At 48.5% G+C, this 14,945-nt stretch carries 14 protein-coding genes and 1 pseudogene; 10 read left to right on the top strand and 5 right to left on the bottom strand.

Going from position 1 to position 14,945, the window contains the following annotated elements:
* Nucleotides 1-294 precede the first annotated feature (294 nt).
* The 3 genes from typA (at nt 295) to rlmB (ending at nt 3,682) form a co-directional block, all read left to right on the top strand.
* Complete coding sequence (typA, locus tag FJ023_01450; protein MBM4446002.1) at nt 295-2,145, top strand: translational GTPase TypA; 1,851 nt, start codon at nt 295-297, stop codon at nt 2,143-2,145.
* Between the two features lie 110 nt (nt 2,146-2,255).
* Nucleotides 2,256-2,822, top strand: a complete 567-nt coding sequence (locus FJ023_01445; protein ID MBM4446001.1) for an NYN domain-containing protein — start codon at nt 2,256-2,258, stop codon at nt 2,820-2,822.
* 122 nt (nt 2,823-2,944) lie between these two features.
* Nucleotides 2,945-3,682: a 23S rRNA (guanosine(2251)-2'-O)-methyltransferase RlmB gene (gene rlmB, locus FJ023_01440; GenBank protein ID MBM4446000.1), complete on the top strand. Its 738-nt coding sequence runs from the start codon at nt 2,945-2,947 to the stop codon at nt 3,680-3,682.
* Between the two features lie 56 nt (nt 3,683-3,738).
* Here rlmB and FJ023_01435 read toward each other — a convergent pair whose 3' ends face one another.
* Complete coding sequence (locus tag FJ023_01435; GenBank protein MBM4445999.1) at nt 3,739-4,389, bottom strand: thymidylate synthase; 651 nt, start codon at nt 4,387-4,389, stop codon at nt 3,739-3,741.
* A gap of 212 nt (nt 4,390-4,601) precedes the next feature.
* Here FJ023_01435 and FJ023_01430 point away from each other — a divergent pair, with 212 nt between their 5' ends.
* The 5 genes from FJ023_01430 (at nt 4,602) to gap (ending at nt 8,907) form a co-directional block, all read left to right on the top strand.
* On the top strand, nt 4,602-5,108 hold the full coding sequence (locus FJ023_01430; GenBank protein ID MBM4445998.1) for a TIGR00725 family protein: 507 nt from the start codon (nt 4,602-4,604) through the stop codon (nt 5,106-5,108).
* A 4-nt stretch (nt 5,109-5,112) separates the two neighbouring features.
* Nucleotides 5,113-6,402: a phosphopyruvate hydratase gene (locus tag FJ023_01425; protein MBM4445997.1), complete on the top strand. Its 1,290-nt coding sequence runs from the start codon at nt 5,113-5,115 to the stop codon at nt 6,400-6,402.
* Nucleotides 6,403-6,412: 10 nt separating this feature from the next.
* Nucleotides 6,413-7,411 (top strand): MBL fold metallo-hydrolase, encoded by a 999-nt coding sequence (locus FJ023_01420; GenBank protein MBM4445996.1) that lies wholly within the window; start codon nt 6,413-6,415, stop codon nt 7,409-7,411.
* Nucleotides 7,412-7,437: 26 nt separating this feature from the next.
* Entirely contained in the window at nt 7,438-7,824 is a 387-nt protein-coding gene (queF, locus tag FJ023_01415; GenBank protein ID MBM4445995.1) for an NADPH-dependent 7-cyano-7-deazaguanine reductase QueF, read from the top strand.
* Nucleotides 7,825-7,893: 69 nt separating this feature from the next.
* Nucleotides 7,894-8,907, top strand: coding sequence for a type I glyceraldehyde-3-phosphate dehydrogenase (gene gap, locus FJ023_01410; protein MBM4445994.1), 1,014 nt, complete (start codon nt 7,894-7,896; stop codon nt 8,905-8,907).
* Between the two features lie 52 nt (nt 8,908-8,959).
* On the opposite strand, the gene FJ023_01405 is transcribed toward gap, so the two are convergent.
* The 4 genes from FJ023_01405 to FJ023_01390 are packed head-to-tail and all read right to left on the bottom strand — an operon-like array spanning nt 8,960 to nt 13,379.
* Nucleotides 8,960-9,727 (bottom strand): hypothetical protein, encoded by a 768-nt coding sequence (locus FJ023_01405; protein MBM4445993.1) that lies wholly within the window; start codon nt 9,725-9,727, stop codon nt 8,960-8,962.
* A 40-nt stretch (nt 9,728-9,767) separates the two neighbouring features.
* Complete coding sequence (locus FJ023_01400) at nt 9,768-10,937, bottom strand: (Fe-S)-binding protein (GenBank protein MBM4445992.1); 1,170 nt, start codon at nt 10,935-10,937, stop codon at nt 9,768-9,770.
* A complete protein-coding gene (locus FJ023_01395; GenBank protein ID MBM4445991.1) occupies nt 10,934-12,325 on the bottom strand; it encodes an FAD-binding oxidoreductase in 1,392 nt (463 codons plus the stop codon). Before FJ023_01395 ends, FJ023_01400 begins: the two co-directional genes overlap by 4 nt.
* Nucleotides 12,326-12,329: 4 nt before the next feature.
* A complete protein-coding gene (locus FJ023_01390) occupies nt 12,330-13,379 on the bottom strand; it encodes a (Fe-S)-binding protein (GenBank protein MBM4445990.1) in 1,050 nt (349 codons plus the stop codon).
* A 141-nt stretch (nt 13,380-13,520) separates the two neighbouring features.
* On the opposite strand from FJ023_01390, the gene FJ023_01385 reads away from it, so the two are divergent.
* Both FJ023_01385 and FJ023_01380 read left to right on the top strand, forming a co-directional pair.
* On the top strand, nt 13,521-14,105 hold the full coding sequence (locus FJ023_01385) for a sigma-70 family RNA polymerase sigma factor (GenBank protein MBM4445989.1): 585 nt from the start codon (nt 13,521-13,523) through the stop codon (nt 14,103-14,105).
* 574 nt (nt 14,106-14,679) lie between these two features.
* Nucleotides 14,680-14,945, top strand: a pseudogene (locus tag FJ023_01380) (cell surface glycoprotein related protein).

Genomic DNA, 14,945 nt, shown 5'->3' with positions numbered 1-14,945 from the left:
TAGATTTGTGGAGATTATGGAGGTTTATTGAGATATGGGTACCGCGGAGCATCTGCTCCGCGTAAGGACGCACATTCTTCGACAGGCTCAGAATGAGCGGTAAAGGGAGCTTCATAATGATATACGCAATGTAGGGGCGGGCCTTTAGGCCCGCCCGCAAACAACAGGTGGACGGACCTGAAGGTCCATCCCTACAACTCCCGCCGGGGGAGAGAGGATTCGCTTTAACAGTATGAAATACTCTAAAATAGCTGTGCTGGTAAGCCTATACAATGCGGAGAAAGTAGAATTACCTTGAATTATCGAGATGATTTAAGAAACATAGTCATAATCGCCCATGTAGACCACGGCAAGACAAGCCTGGTCGATATGATGCTGAAGCAAAGCAAAATCTTCCGTGATAACCAGCAGGTGGGCAATTTGATACTTGACAGGAATGCACTGGAACGGGAGAAAGGCATTACCATTCTAGCCAAGAACACAGCGATAACCTATCGCGGCGTAAAGATAAATATCATAGATACTCCGGGTCATGCTGATTTCAGCGGCGAAGTAGAGCGAGTCATGAATATGGCAGACGGCTGTCTGTTGCTGGTTGATTCCATCGATGGACCTATGCCACAGACCAGGTTCGTGCTAAAACATGCGCTGGATAAGGGGCTGAAGCCGATTGTGGTCATTAATAAGATAGACAGGGAAAATTCCAGGATTGCCGAGGTGGTCCGTCTGACTCAGGACCTGTTTCTGGAATTAGCCACTGACGCTGACCAGCTTGATTTTCCAGTACTGTACGCCAGCGCCAGGGACGGCACGGCTTCCACCGACGCGGAGAAGGAAGGTCAGGACCTGATACCGTTGTTCGAATCTATACTGCACAAGGTCCCGCCACCCAGCATCGAGTCCGGACCTTTCCAGATGCTGGTATCCAACCTGGACTATAGCAGCTACAAAGGCAAGCTGGCCATCGGCAAAATTTACCGCGGCAGCGTTAAGCCGCATGATAAGGTGGCTGTTATCGGGAGCGATGGCAGCACGCAGAACTACGAAGTGAACCAGGTGTTCACCTTCATGGGTCTCGACCAACCGGAAGAGGAGGAGGCAACCGCAGGCGATATTGTGGCTATAACCGGCGTGGAAACAGTAAGCATAGGAGACACCATAACCAGCACCGACCAGCCGGATGCTTTACCTCGTATAGAGATAGGCGAACCTACATTAAAAATGATGTTCGGTATAAATACCTCACCGCTCGCCGGCAGAGAAGGGAAATACTGCACCTCAAGGCAACTCCGTGAAAGGCTTTACCGGGAACTGGAAACAAATCTCAGCCTGAGGGTTCAAGATACCGTAACCCCTGATGTTTTCCTGGTATCTGGCAGAGGAGAGCTGCACTTAGCAATACTTATTGAGACTATGCGACGCCAGGATTACGAGTTTGAAATTTCAAAGCCGGAAGTTATAACTAAAGAAATAAATGGCAAGGTTATGGAACCTGTGGAAGAGCTGACCATCGATACGCGCGAGGAATATGTAGGTGCTCTTATGGAAACTTTGAGCACGCGCCAGGCCAGATTGGCCAATATGCGCAACGACGGACAGGGTAATGTGCGCCTGGAGTTTCACATCCCCACGCGTGGTCTAATCGGTTTCCGCAGCCTGTTTTTAACTACCACCCGGGGTGAAGGCATTATGAGCACACTATTGCTGGGATATGAACCATGGTATGGAGATATCGTCTCGACCCGTAGCGGCATGCTGGTAGCTTCTGAAAACGGTACTGCAGTTACTTACGGGTTAAACAATGCCCAGGAAAGAGGTACAACATTCATTGAGCCAGGCACACCAGTATACGAGGGCATGATAGTGGGGATGAATTCGCGGGGAAGTGACCTGGCAGTCAACGTTGCCAAAGAGAAAAAACAGACCAACATCCGTGCTTCAACAGCCGATATTGCCATTAGGTTGACGCCACCAGTGAAATTTAGCCTTGAAGAAGCTCTGGGCATGATCAGCGATGACGAACTTATTGAGGTGACACCTAAAAACATCAGGTTGCGTAAGCGGCTGCTGACACAGAACCAGCGCGCTAGAGCCCGCCATGCAGCAGGCAAAGAACCACAACAAATTGCTAATAGCCGTACTTAATGGGTGAGGGCGGGTAACAAATAGTCAGATTGCATGATATACGTTTGTCAACATACGATGGTATAATATCAGTAGTCAAAAGTTAGCGGCAGTTCGCAAGGGAGGATGTTATGGACGATAGAGTCGCCATCTTCATAGATGGAAGCAATCTATATCACGGTCTACGAAGTAACTTTGGACGCCACAACCTCAACTTCTCTGAATTCTCCAATAAGCTATGTGGGTCCAGGCGCTTATTCCGAACATATTATTACAATGTCTTACAGGATCCGACTCAACGGCCTGATAGCTATCGAGAGCAACAGGATTTTTTTGATGCCCTGCGCAAGACGCCATATCTAGAGGTTCGACTAGGGAGTACCAAAGTGGCACAGGGTATCCCTGTTGAGAAAGGTATAGATATTATGTTGGCTACAGACCTGCTATATTTTGCCTGGAACGACTTCTATGATGTGGCAGTGCTTGTCAGCGGTGACTCTGATTTTGCCTACGCTCTTCAAGCTGTAAAGAACATGGGTAAGCATGTCGAGGTGGCCTACTTCGAGAGTGGTGTGTCAAAGGACCTCTTGAATGTAGCCGATAATCGGTATCTCCTAAACCGGAGCTTTTTCAGTGGTTTGTGGACACGTAAAAGTTATACCTATCACAGAAGAGTGATTGGAGAAGGTCAGAAGTAAGGCCATTTCGGGTGGCATGGTCAGCGTCCTGAATCTTCGGCCAGTGCAGGTGCTATCAGTGGCAAAATCCAGAGTTAACTCCAATCTATTGTCGATTTCTGCTAATGTCTAAGGAACGAAGAATGGCAGATACTATCGAGGGTAAAAATCCTGTAGTTGAGGCACTAAAGAGTGGCCGTCCTATAAATAAGGTGTTGCTCGCCCGCAATATTGGGCTTCATTCGGCAGTTACCGAAATATTGAACCTTTCCAGATCTAGAAGGATCCCCGTAGAATTTGTGGAAAGACGGTTTATTGACAAGTTGGCTATGACTTCTTCTCACCAGGGAGTTATTGCGTATACCTCAATCAAGGAATACGTTACATTGGAAGATTTACTAACTATATCTAGAGACAAAAAAGAACCGCCCCTTTATTGTATCCTGGATGGTATTGAAGACCCCTATAATCTAGGAGCTATTATAAGAAGTGCCGAAGCGAGCGGCATTCATGGTGTGATTACCCGCTCAAGAAGAGCTGTGGGACTCACAGCAACGGTGGCTAAGGCATCAGCCGGTGCTGTGGAATACGTGCCAGTAGCGAGGGTATCCAACATCTCCCAGACAATGCTGGCATTGGGAAGAAACAGTGTCTGGGTTGTTGGAATAGACCAGACTGGCAAAATTCCGTACAGTCAGGTGGATTTCAAATTACCGACAGCAATTGTAATAGGCAGCGAAGGCAAGGGACTGTCGGATTTAGTCAAGAAAAGGTGTGATTCTCTGGCATTTATTCCTATGCTAGGCAGAATTACCTCACTTAATGCCTCTATCGCTGCAGCATTAGTGATGTATGAAGCTTTCAAGCAAAGAGGATGGTAATCTTCACTCCTTTTTCAGGAGCTATTAGCATACCAAGACAAAGAAAGCCAAATAGTTCACTCCAGCGGCATGCGCAGCACCATCTTTGCCAGGTCCCAGCAGTGTTCGTACAGGTGAAGCCCCTTGCTGAAGGCCACCATGCAGCCGTCTTCTACACCAATCTCCTTAGCCATGTGCTCTTTCAACAACTGCAAGCCACCGAGGTTTGTAGGGAAACCACCCCACAAATCCCAACTCCTGAAGTACATGATGAAATTTAGGCGGCCATCCTGAACCCTGGTATCTAACACCCTTAGACAGGGCGGGTCTTTCAGGTAAATGCTATCCCGATTGCCAATCGTCATACATAGCTGGTTGGTATCAAACCCTTGCTTATAGCGCCTGATTACCTCATCGATTTGAGCAGCCAGGTCTTCACCATAAGTGTACTCTTCATTCTCCTGCTTAACGGCGGTCATCAAATACGACATATACTCCTCAATAACCTCGTCTGTAGTAGGTGCTGGGACTCCCATCGGTACATCAGGTCTTAGTGGTCTCACACCGGGATTGCGAATCATAACCGCAACAAGAGGTATCTCTTTACGATGAGTGCCTTCAAAACTACCCTGTTGTATAAGATACGTCCTCCCCTGCAACAGAGCCTTCTCAAGACACTGGAACCAGGCATCTCCGATAGTAAGTGCCTCAATTACCGTTAACTCCATGGGTTGCCTCCGGCCATATGTAGTTTTTTAGCAGAGATAAGTATAGCAAAACATCGCATTGCCAGTCGTGCTTGCTAACATATTTGCTATCAAAAGAGCAGATAGGCTCACTCGATTTTTTTCAAATTATGGGGGTTAACCTCTTTTGCCGCTACTAGACTCCGATGGTATAATGGCTGAAAGATTAAGCCTACAAATTTAAATCGTTGACTGTGGGTAAACCAAGTTTTGAGAAAAAGCTAATCATCGCAGTTATCGGCGGCGGTAAATGCTCTGCCCAGGAGGCGGTTCTGGCTGAGACTGTAGGCAGAGAGCTGGCTAAGCGGGGAGCTGTTCTTGTCTGCGGTGGCTTGACCGGCGTTATGGAGGCAGCCTGCCGCGGAGCTGCCATCGAGTCCGGGCTGACCTTAGGCATCTTGCCCGGCGATGACCCGGCTGATTGTAACCCTTATGTTCAGATCCCAGTGGCCACCGGTGCAGGTTACGCCAGAAATATAGCCGTGGTTAACTCAGCTCATGCCGTAATTGCCATAGACGGTGATTACGGGACACTGACCGAGATCGGCTTCGCTCTGAAAAGCAACATCCCAGTTGTAGGATTGAATACCTGGACTCTGCTGCGAAACGGTGAACAAGATAAGTCTATAATCAAGGCAGACGATGCCGTTGACGCCGTGGAGAAGGCTATCACTCTGGCAAAAGGACAAGAGCTGGGTTGAAACGATGAAATCAACAAAGGCGAACATTAAAACAATCAAAGCCCGCGAGATACTTGACTCCCGAGGCAATCCCACTATTGAAGTACAGGTGGAACTGTCCGACGGCACCACCGGCATAGCTGCCGTGCCCTCAGGAGCCAGCACCGGCAAGTATGAAGCCGTGGAACTCCGAGACGGAGATAAGTGCAGGTACGGCGGGTTAGGGGTTTGCAAAGCAGTAAGCAATGTCAATGACAAGATGGCTCCAGCACTCGCCGGCATAGCGGCTTCAGAGCAGGCAGAGATTGACCAGAGATTGCTTGAACTTGATGGCACTGCCAATAAATCCAATCTCGGGGCAAACGCTATTCTGGGGGTATCTTTAGCTACCGCCAAAGCTGCGGCTAATTCAGCAAATCTCCCCCTGTACCGCTATCTCGGCGGCACTGCTGCCCACCTTCTACCTGTGCCCATGATGAACATACTTAACGGTGGAAAACATGCCGCTGATTCCACTGATTTTCAGGAGTTTATGGTAGTGCCAGCAGGCGCCACCAGCTTCAGCCAGTCGCTTCAGATGGGAATTGAAATCTACCATGCTCTTAAGAAGGCAATCAAAGTCAAAGGGCTCAATACCAACGTCGGTGATGAAGGTGGCTTTGCGCCGTCACTGGCTTCCAATAAGCAAGCCATTGAGCTGATACTGGCAGCAATTGACCTCGCTGGCTACAAAGCTGGCGACGATTGCTTCATTGCTTTAGACCCTGCGGCGAGCAGCTTTTACGATGATGGTAAATATATTTTATCTAAAGAGGGCGCAGCTCTAACCAGCAATGAAATGATTGACTATTACGCCAAATGGGTATCGAGCTACCCAATCATCAGCATTGAAGATGGGCTGGACGAGGATGATTGGTCAGGTTGGATATCACTGACATCCAAACTAGGCAAGAAGATAAAACTTGTTGGCGATGACCTTTACACCACAAATCTGGAACGGCTGGAACGAGGCATTTCTCAAAAGGCATCCAATGCTATACTAATAAAGCCGAACCAAGTGGGCACACTCAGCGAAACCCTGGCGACGGTAAAAAGAGCGCAGCAGGTTGGCTGGACAACCATAATCAGCCATCGCTCCGGCGAGACCGAAGATACCACGATAGCTGACCTGGCAGTTGCCGTTGGCTCCGGGTTGATAAAAACCGGCGCCCCATGCCGCAGCGAGAGAGTAGCTAAATATAATCGCCTGCTCATGATAGAAGAGGAACTCGGAGCTGACGTCCGTTTCGCCGGTAAGGAAGCACTTTCAATTTAGGAGGACGAAAATGGAAATAGTCCAGGGGGTTCACCAGATAAAACTGCCGCTACCAGCGGGAGCAGCCTTAGACCACAACAATGCCTATTTGATAGAAGGTACAAAAGGCAATTTGCTGATTGATACTGGCTTTGATACACCTGAGGCTTTCGCAGCCTTGCGTGATGGTCTACGATTCAGTGGCTTCGGATTTAAAGATATAACTCTGATAGTGGCAACTCACATTCACCCCGACCATTATGGCATGACGGATAAGCTGAAACAGATGTCGGGGGCTAATGTGGCGTTCAGCGAAATCGAGGAAAAATTCATCGATTCGCGATATGTGAAAACAGATGACCTGTTGAAGGAGGTAAAAAAGCTCTTCGAATCTAACGGTGTGCCTGAGGAAGACCTGTCCGAATTCACTGAAGCTTCAATGGCGGTGCGGCAATTCGTAGGAGTGGTTAAACCTGACATTAAGCTGAAAGATGGGGACAAAATCACCGTCGCCTCTTCAGATTTCAAGGTAGTGCTGACTCCGGGACATTCACCAGGCCATATTTGCCTCTATGAGCCGAGGCGGAAACTCTTCTTTTCCGGCGACCATATCCTACCCGATATATTCCCTAATGTCGGTCTCCATCCACAATCTGGTGAAAACCCGCTGGGCGACTTTTTCAATTCATTGGAAGTCCTGGCTAAACTAGAAGTCAATTTCATTTTCCCGGGACATGGCTCCGTTTTCAGCGGGTTTTCGCTAAGGCTCGGTGAGCTATTTCGCCATCACGAAAAACGGCAATTAACCATAAAGAGAATTATAGAAAATGACATGAAGACTGCCTATCAAATAGCTACCGAGATCCCATGGATGCCCAGCGGCGAGGCCGTCAAGTTCGAGAATCTGTCTACCTTCGATAAGCGTCTGGCTGTTATGGAAACCATAGCTCAACTTAAACTCCTGATGATAGAAGGCAAGGCAGAGAAAGTTGTGAAAGAAAATGTCGACCTCTACTGGGCCGGGGGTTAAGGGTGATAGACGAAATCAAAAAGAGGGTGCGGAGCCTCAAACTAAAATATAAGTCCTATCCCCAAAAAGAGCTGCTGATAGCCATGCCTAACCCTTACCCCGACAGGGAATATGAGGAGGAAATGGTTACCAGCGAGCTTACCTGCCTCTGCCCGCTCAACCCAGGACAACCCGACTACGCCGCACTTACCATAAAATATGCCCCCGATAAGCAAATCCTCGAATTAAAGTCGCTCAAGTTCTATCTGGCTAGCTATAGGATGGTGGAAATATTCTACGAGGAGGCAACCAACCGCATACTTGAAGACCTGGTCAATGCTGTGAAACCCAGAAGAATGGAGATACTGGCAGAGTGGAATATAAGGGGCGGCGTTGGAACTAAGGTGAGGGTAAGTTATAATAATAAATCCTAACATTCATTCTGAGCCCTTTACTCTCACTCAGGGTGACAACCAAAAACACAAAAGGAGGAGGATTAACAAATGGCAGCTCAAATAGGAATCAATGGTTTTGGACGCATTGGCAGGCTGGCTTTTAAGGCAATAAGCCAGCACTACCGCGACAAGCTTGAAATAACTGTCGTCAACGACCTGACTGACGCTCAGACCAACGCCCACCTGCTCAAATATGACAGCACCTATGGCATCTATCAGGGAAAAGTAGAGGCAAAGGACGATGCCATAATGGTTGACGGCAGAAAGACAAAAGTCCTGGCTGAGCGCGATCCGAGCAAGATACCGTGGAAAGACTACGGGGTGGACGTTGTAATAGAGTCCACCGGGCTTTTCACCGATGCCGCTAGAGCATCTGCCCACTTCCAGGGTGGAGCCAAGAAAGTCATCATCTCAGCGCCGGCCAAAGGCGAAGACATAACCATAGTCATGGGCGTAAACGAGGACAAGTACAATCCTGCCCAGCATCGCATTATCTCCAATGCCTCATGCACCACCAATTGCATCGCTCCGGTGGTCAGAGTCTTACACGATAACTTTGGGGTAAGCAAAGGGCTGCTCTCGACAATTCACGCTTATACTAACGACCAGAGGCTGCTCGACATGTACCACAAGGACCTGCGCCGGGCACGCTCGGCAGCTATAAATATCATTCCAACCACCACCGGAGCCGCCAGAGCCGTAACCCTGGTTATACCGGAACTTAAAGGTAGGCTTGATGGCGTTGCTTTCAGGGTGCCCGTGCCCACTGTTTCCATGTGTGACTTCGTGGCCGACCTCGACAAAGAGGCGACTGCCGAGCAGATAAACAAGGTTTTCCAGGCTGCAGCCAAAGGCAAACTTAAGGGCATTCTGGAGTACTGCGATGAGCCGTTGGTGAGCACAGACTTCAAAGGTAACCCGGCCAGCTCCGTATTTGATGCCCTGAGCACCATGGTCCTCGCCGGCAATATGGTCAAGGTACTTGCCTGGTACGACAATGAGTGGGGCTACAGCTGCCGCCTAGCTGACCTGGCCATATATATCCTCGGTAAGGGTTTATGAAATAACCATTACTGAATGGGAAGGCATCTATAAGCGTGTAAACCTTGTTTTGTCAGCGCTGGGAAGCCGCAGGATAGATGCCGCTCAGCAGGGGAGTAGGGTCAAGCAAAGGCCCTATGAAGCTAATGGGGTATCTAAACCCTATCTTGCGAAGTTCCTTTAATCCCGCAATGGCTCTCTCCAACTCGCCAGGAGGCAGAGCAATTATCATCTCATCGTCTGATACACCACCCATGGATCTCTCGCCGTAGCACGGAATACTCACTGCTGGCTTACCGGTAACATAGCACTGAGCCAGCGAGTCGGAACAAGCACCCTCTCCAATGAACGAGAACGAGAAGCGCTCATATTTTATCTTCTGAAGACCACATAAAATCATCATTATTTGGGCTGGATTGCCGTAGACCAGGATAACTTCGGGCTCAAACTTCTGCTTTGTCAGGGGAGCTAGGACTATGGCACCACCAACAGGAATGCGATAATAATCACCCTGCTGTTGTAAGGCTTCTTCTGGAGAGCGAAACCAGGTGGTAGAAAGCATGGCTGCTTCAGCCTGCATGCTCTTCTCAGTGGCGTGTCTTAAGCCAAAAAGTCGTGTGCAGCGATCACTTATCCTATCTGCCTTGGTCATGCCCACCGTCAACTCATTAACCCGCACTATAAAGGGAACTTGACAGAAGGTGAAGAAACGGTCGAGCCTGACGACATTCTTTATGTTATCAAGCTCCTCAGCTTGCTCCAGTCTTCTGTAAGCGATAATCTTTGTCTTCAGACGCAGCGTGTTCTCTAATTCCGTACCTAATTCAGCCCAGTTCGGCATTGCCTTTTCCTCCTTCCTAACTACATTGAAACAGCAGCTATCACTTCTTTGCAGGCAGAGATTTCTTTACGATCTGTGAGATATCCTTAACAGCCAGCTTGCCGTCCAGGTCTTCAGCTTTGACGGCATCGCTGAACATCGTCAGGCAGCTTGGGCAGGCAACTGCTAAAATATTGGCACCGGTCTCGTAGGCTTCCCTGACTCTAACCCGTGCCGGACTTTCCTCGCCTCCTGCCAGGAGGTCCATAATGAAGTTACCACCTCCGCCACCGCAGCAGAAAGCATCAGCTCTATTCTTTTCCATCTCCACCAGCTCAACACCCGGTATACTCCGCAGTACCTGCCTCGGCTCTTCGTATATCTGGTTATAACGACCAAGGAAACATGGGTCTTGATAAGTGACTTTTGCCTTATTTGGGGAAGGTTTTACCCTGTTTTTCTTGATCAAATCATTTAGGAGCTGGGTATAGTGATAAACCTCGAAGCTGGCACCTAATGCCGGGTAACGGTTTTTCATAGCATTGTAACCGTGTGGGCAAAGTGTGACTATTTTCTTTACACCAAGCTCCTTGAATTTCTGGCTATTTTTCTCAACCAAAGTCTGAAACAAGCCCATTTCGCCCAGCATATAGATTTCATTGCCGCAGCACTCTTCACCACTGCCCAAGATCCCAAAGGAGACTCCGGCTGCGTTAAACACATCAACCAGGCTCTTGGCCATTTTCTGCCCGTTTTCGTCGTATGAGCCCAGACATCCCACGTATAAAAGGTATTCGTCGCCAGGCGCATACATCTTCGTGCCGTTAGCCCAAGCAGCCCGGTCACTTCTGAGCAGCTTCAGAGGATTTCCATAACCGTAAACAGCTTCAAAAAAGCGTGCTACCCGCGGCGGTATCCTGCCCTTTTCAACCATGTCACTCCTGGCTCCTACTATCCAGTCAACAATATCAGGAGCAAACTTCATTGGGCATTGTTCAGTGCAGTTCTTACAGGTTGTGCATGTATACAGGATTTCCGCAAGGTGTTCCGACCACTCAACTTCACCCTTCAGCCAAGCGTAAATTAGCCACAACCGGCCGCCCGTAGAATAAGTCTCAAATCTGAACCTTCTGTAGGGAGGACAATTGAATGACGAGTAATCAGTAGGGAATTTGCAATAGCCGCATCTAAAACATCTATGGATTTGGCTGACGTATTTCTGCTGCATCATTTTACCTCCCAGTTACCGGGATTCATGATTCCGTTGGGGTCTAAGAGCTGTTTTAGCTTTTTCATCAGGCTAAGCGTATTCGGGTCCATCTTCGCCATCAGCATCTTCTGTTCGTCCAGGTCTGCCTTCCAAAGAACGCCCCCTTCCTCAAGAGCGAATTTGCTGCATTCATCCAAAGCCTCTTTAGCTCTGGCCATCTCATCTGGGTTGGCTCTGTTGAAAGAGAAGGAAAAGGAGAACATCATGCAGTGCCCGGCACCGATAAGTCGTGTCGTAGAAGCATAAAAGACGTTATATTTTTTGGCCACCTCATCCAACTTCTTAATGAAAGCAGGAAACTTCTCAATGGGGGTTATAGGGCCAGCATATTGAAATCCACCGCCTTTGGCCACATCAGCGAATCTCGTTATATCCTTCGATGGCATAGACATCAGCGGTGCTTTCATATCTGGTGAAACGCTCAACGGACCTAGATCTCGGCTCTCAAAATAACCCCAAAGCGCGTCCCAGACCATCTTCCGCTTAAACTCAAGCTCTTCTCCTGAATCTCCGGTAATGTAAGCCATTATCCAGAAAGTCCCTTTGTACCTTAAGGGTAACGGCTGAGCTGAAATAGTGACATCTTCAACCATTTCAGTATGGCTGAGCTTGAGCATGATATCTGGAACCAACTCAACTCTGTCTGTCAGGAACAGCATTACATCTCTTATCTTCTTGCAGGGATAAAGCTTCAGACCAAGTTTAGTGATAATGCCAGTGGTACCGAACCATCCCAGGAAGAGTCCACTGAGGTCAGGCAACGGAGGCCCTTTCGAGAACCAGTACGACGACACAGAGCACGAGCCAATACGACAAATCTCCCCTGTTGGTAATACCACTTCCAAGCCGGAGACCATGTCCGAATTAAAGCCGTGTTGCTGTGACAGACGCCCCTGCCCATGTATCACCACATTGGCCACCACCGTGGCTACTGGCGGCGAATCTGGTATGCTATGTCTCAAGTCGGGATGATGCTTCTGTAAATAACTCTTTAGTGCACCGTGTGTAGTTCCACCCTCAACGACTACATACCTAGCCTTCTCATTCACTTCCAGAATCCTGTCCATTCTCTTCATGTCCAATAAGATTCCACCCTTCTGAGGTATAACCAGGCCAGTTAATGCCAGACCTGCTCCTTTGGGAACTATCGGCACTTTCTCTCTATTCGCCAGCTTAACTATCTCCTGTACTTCTTCGGTTGTCCTGGGCAGCACCACGTAATCCGGCTCATGTGCTGGCATCAAGCCACCATCCCGAGCATAGAAATACTGCTCTTCTTTCTGGTTGGAAACGTAGTTTTTGCCGACTGTTTTGACTAAAGATTCATATATAGCACTCGTAGTTACCATGGCTTTACACCTCCACTGCTAATTCAGGTAGTTTCAGTGATTGCTCTTCCCCCATCGCCAGCTTGCATAAGTCAATCATATGGATCGGCTTGATGCCAGCTTTAACAACCTTCTCGGCTAAAGAATCCCAACAAGCTGGGCAGTTGAACACACAATACTCAGCTCCGACTTTCACCATATCATCTATATTCCGCTTCTGCACATCATCTGCCAGCGCTGGTCCCTTTGCCATCCGGAATACCTCAGCACAACACAGCCCATTCTCCTTATCATACTCCCGCTTTAGCCTTTCAACCCCGATTAGCCCAAATATATCGTCTACGAAATGGTCTATCTCCGGAACAAGCCGAGTCGAGCAATTCCGCTGGTAGGCGGCTTTAATATTCAGCGGCTTTATCAGCTTTTTGTGCTCTTTCAGTTTGTCATACAGGTATTCGAAATAATGAATTGGTTTGAACGGCACTTCGATTCCGTAGGCACGAGCTAGAGAAGTATAGGTGCCATAACATTCGTCATGAAGACACACCAGTTCCTTGATTCCCTGATTTTTAATATTTTCAATTATCTTAGGGAGCCTATCCTTTATCACGGATGCCTTGGCATAATGCAAGTAAACAGCGTTACAGAAAAATTCCTGGCCAAAAATCACAGACCAGGCAATGCCGTCGAAAAGTTTTCCCTTCACCAGGGTATTGAATTGCGGCATGAAGCAATACGACAGTGCCCTCTCCTCCACTTTACCTACCATAAATCTACCCACTGGCTGGCATTGGTTAATCCACATGGTGATGATAGGCCTGGGTGCCGGCAATATCCCCTTTTCCTCCTGGCGCTCGACGATTAAGTAGAAGGGATGGTTTCCAAAGGGACAATACTCCTCGCAGGCATAACATGTAGTGCACGCCTCCAGTACAAAGGAATCCTCACCATTTATTACCTTCTGCCATTCTTTCTTCGCCCTGTCTTTATCAAATTTCATATATTGACACTTAACAAGGCAGCTGACTGCCTTACAATCGGTGCATTTTGCTTTGTCGAACTTCAATTCAGGCATTTTAGCGTCCCTCCCTTCAATATATCGCATTATTCAAGAAATATCTGCCTATGTCAACATATGTTGTCAATATAACCGGCTTCATTTTCGGTAAAATTACTCTACCTAAGCCAAAACTACATATAAACGTTTTCCTTTTATTTGCGTTCTACTATAATAGACACCAGGCAAGAGGTTATCCTGGTGCTAAGTGAAGAATATTTAGTACAGCAGGCAGTAAATGGTGATCAAGCAGCCTTTACGCAGCTATACAACCAGAACTTTGATAAAATTTATCGTTATATCTATGTCAAGGTTAGAAATCAAGTTGAGGCGGAGGACTTAACTCAGGATGTATTTATTAAAGCGCTTGAATCGATTGGCTCTTACCAGTGGCGTGCCCTACCATTTGCCGCTTGGTTATTCAAGATCGCCCACAACAGGGTAATCGACCGTATGAGAAAACAGTCTAAGGAAAAAAGGGCCAGTCTCGAGGAAGCCTACGCACATAGCATGGAGGACCCGGTGCAGATGACAGAGCGGAATTTTGAAGTTTACCAACTGAAGCAAGCATTGGAACAGTTGCCAGAGGCCCAGCGAGAGGTAGCCATGCTCCGCTTCATTGGGCAATTGTCAATTGCTGAGGTGGCTAAAACGCTGGGTAAAAGCGAGGGGACAGTAAAGGCATTACAGTTCAATGCTACGGCCTCACTAAGAAAGGCCCTTTACGGGAAATGGGATGACTAGAAAATTAGACGATATTTTCAGCGAATGTTATGAGCGGATACGCTCGGGCGAAAGCCTTGAAAGTTGCCTCATGCGCCATCCGGAATATGCCGCTGAGCTCGAGCCATTGCTCAGAACCGCCCTTGACATTGGCAGGCGAGCTTCCTACATCCATCCTCGCCCCGAATTCAAACACTGGGCGCTAGTGAGGCTCGAGGGCGCACAACATTATGCCAAACAACAAAAGCCGCCAGAAAAGCCTGGCCTCTTCAGCTGGCGCCAAAGCTGGGCTGTGGCTATAACCACCATACTTGTCCTTCTGCTAAGCGGTGGCAGCACCATGGCTGCCTCATCAACTGCCTTACCTGACGAACCACTTTATCCGGTGAAGCTGGCCACAGAACAGGTGGGAGTTGCTTTTGCTATTTCCGATGAGAACAAAGCTCAAGTTCACACCAAGCTGGCCCAGACGAGGGCTGTGGAAATCCAAGCTATGGCTAACGAGGGGAAGGCCGAGCAGGTCGCCATTACTGCCGAAAGGCTAGCTAACCAGTTGGAGCAGGCTAACTTGGCAATAGAAAAGATGGAGATCACAACGCCTACACCTGAACCGACACCAATACCTACACCTGAACCGGTACCTACACCTACACCCGAGCCGACACCTACACCTGAACCGACACCAATACCTACACCCGAGCCGACACCTACACCTGAACCGACACCAATACCTACACCTGAGCCGACACCTACACCTGAACCGACACCTACACCTGAACCGACACCAATACCTACACCTGAGCCGACACCTACACCTGAACCGACACCTACACCTGAACCGACACCAATACCTACACCTCA

It is taken from the genome of Chloroflexota bacterium (assembly GCA_016875875.1).
Classification (GTDB): domain Bacteria; phylum Chloroflexota; class Dehalococcoidia; order GIF9; family UBA5629; genus 9FT-COMBO-48-23.
The sequence above is the reverse complement of the archived record's forward strand: the minus strand, read 5'-3'. Positions and strand labels throughout refer to the sequence as shown.

What these genes read in the sequence shown, in the direction of transcription:
- FJ023_01445 (MBM4446001.1), top strand. Translation starts at nt 2,256, where the DNA reads ATGGACGATAGAGTCGCCATCTTCATAGATGGAAGCAATCTATATCAC.
- rlmB (MBM4446000.1), top strand. Translation starts at nt 2,945, where the DNA reads ATGGCAGATACTATCGAGGGTAAAAATCCTGTAGTTGAGGCACTAAAG.
- FJ023_01435 (MBM4445999.1), bottom strand. Translation starts at nt 4,389, where the DNA reads ATGGAGTTAACGGTAATTGAGGCACTTACTATCGGAGATGCCTGGTTC.
- FJ023_01425 (MBM4445997.1), top strand. Translation starts at nt 5,113, where the DNA reads ATGAAATCAACAAAGGCGAACATTAAAACAATCAAAGCCCGCGAGATA.
- FJ023_01420 (MBM4445996.1), top strand. Translation starts at nt 6,413, where the DNA reads ATGGAAATAGTCCAGGGGGTTCACCAGATAAAACTGCCGCTACCAGCG.
- gap (MBM4445994.1), top strand. Translation starts at nt 7,894, where the DNA reads ATGGCAGCTCAAATAGGAATCAATGGTTTTGGACGCATTGGCAGGCTG.
- FJ023_01405 (MBM4445993.1), bottom strand. Translation starts at nt 9,727, where the DNA reads ATGCCGAACTGGGCTGAATTAGGTACGGAATTAGAGAACACGCTGCGT.
- FJ023_01400 (MBM4445992.1), bottom strand. Translation starts at nt 10,937, where the DNA reads ATGATGCAGCAGAAATACGTCAGCCAAATCCATAGATGTTTTAGATGC.
- FJ023_01395 (MBM4445991.1), bottom strand. Translation starts at nt 12,325, where the DNA reads ATGGTAACTACGAGTGCTATATATGAATCTTTAGTCAAAACAGTCGGC.
- FJ023_01390 (MBM4445990.1), bottom strand. Translation starts at nt 13,379, where the DNA reads ATGCCTGAATTGAAGTTCGACAAAGCAAAATGCACCGATTGTAAGGCA.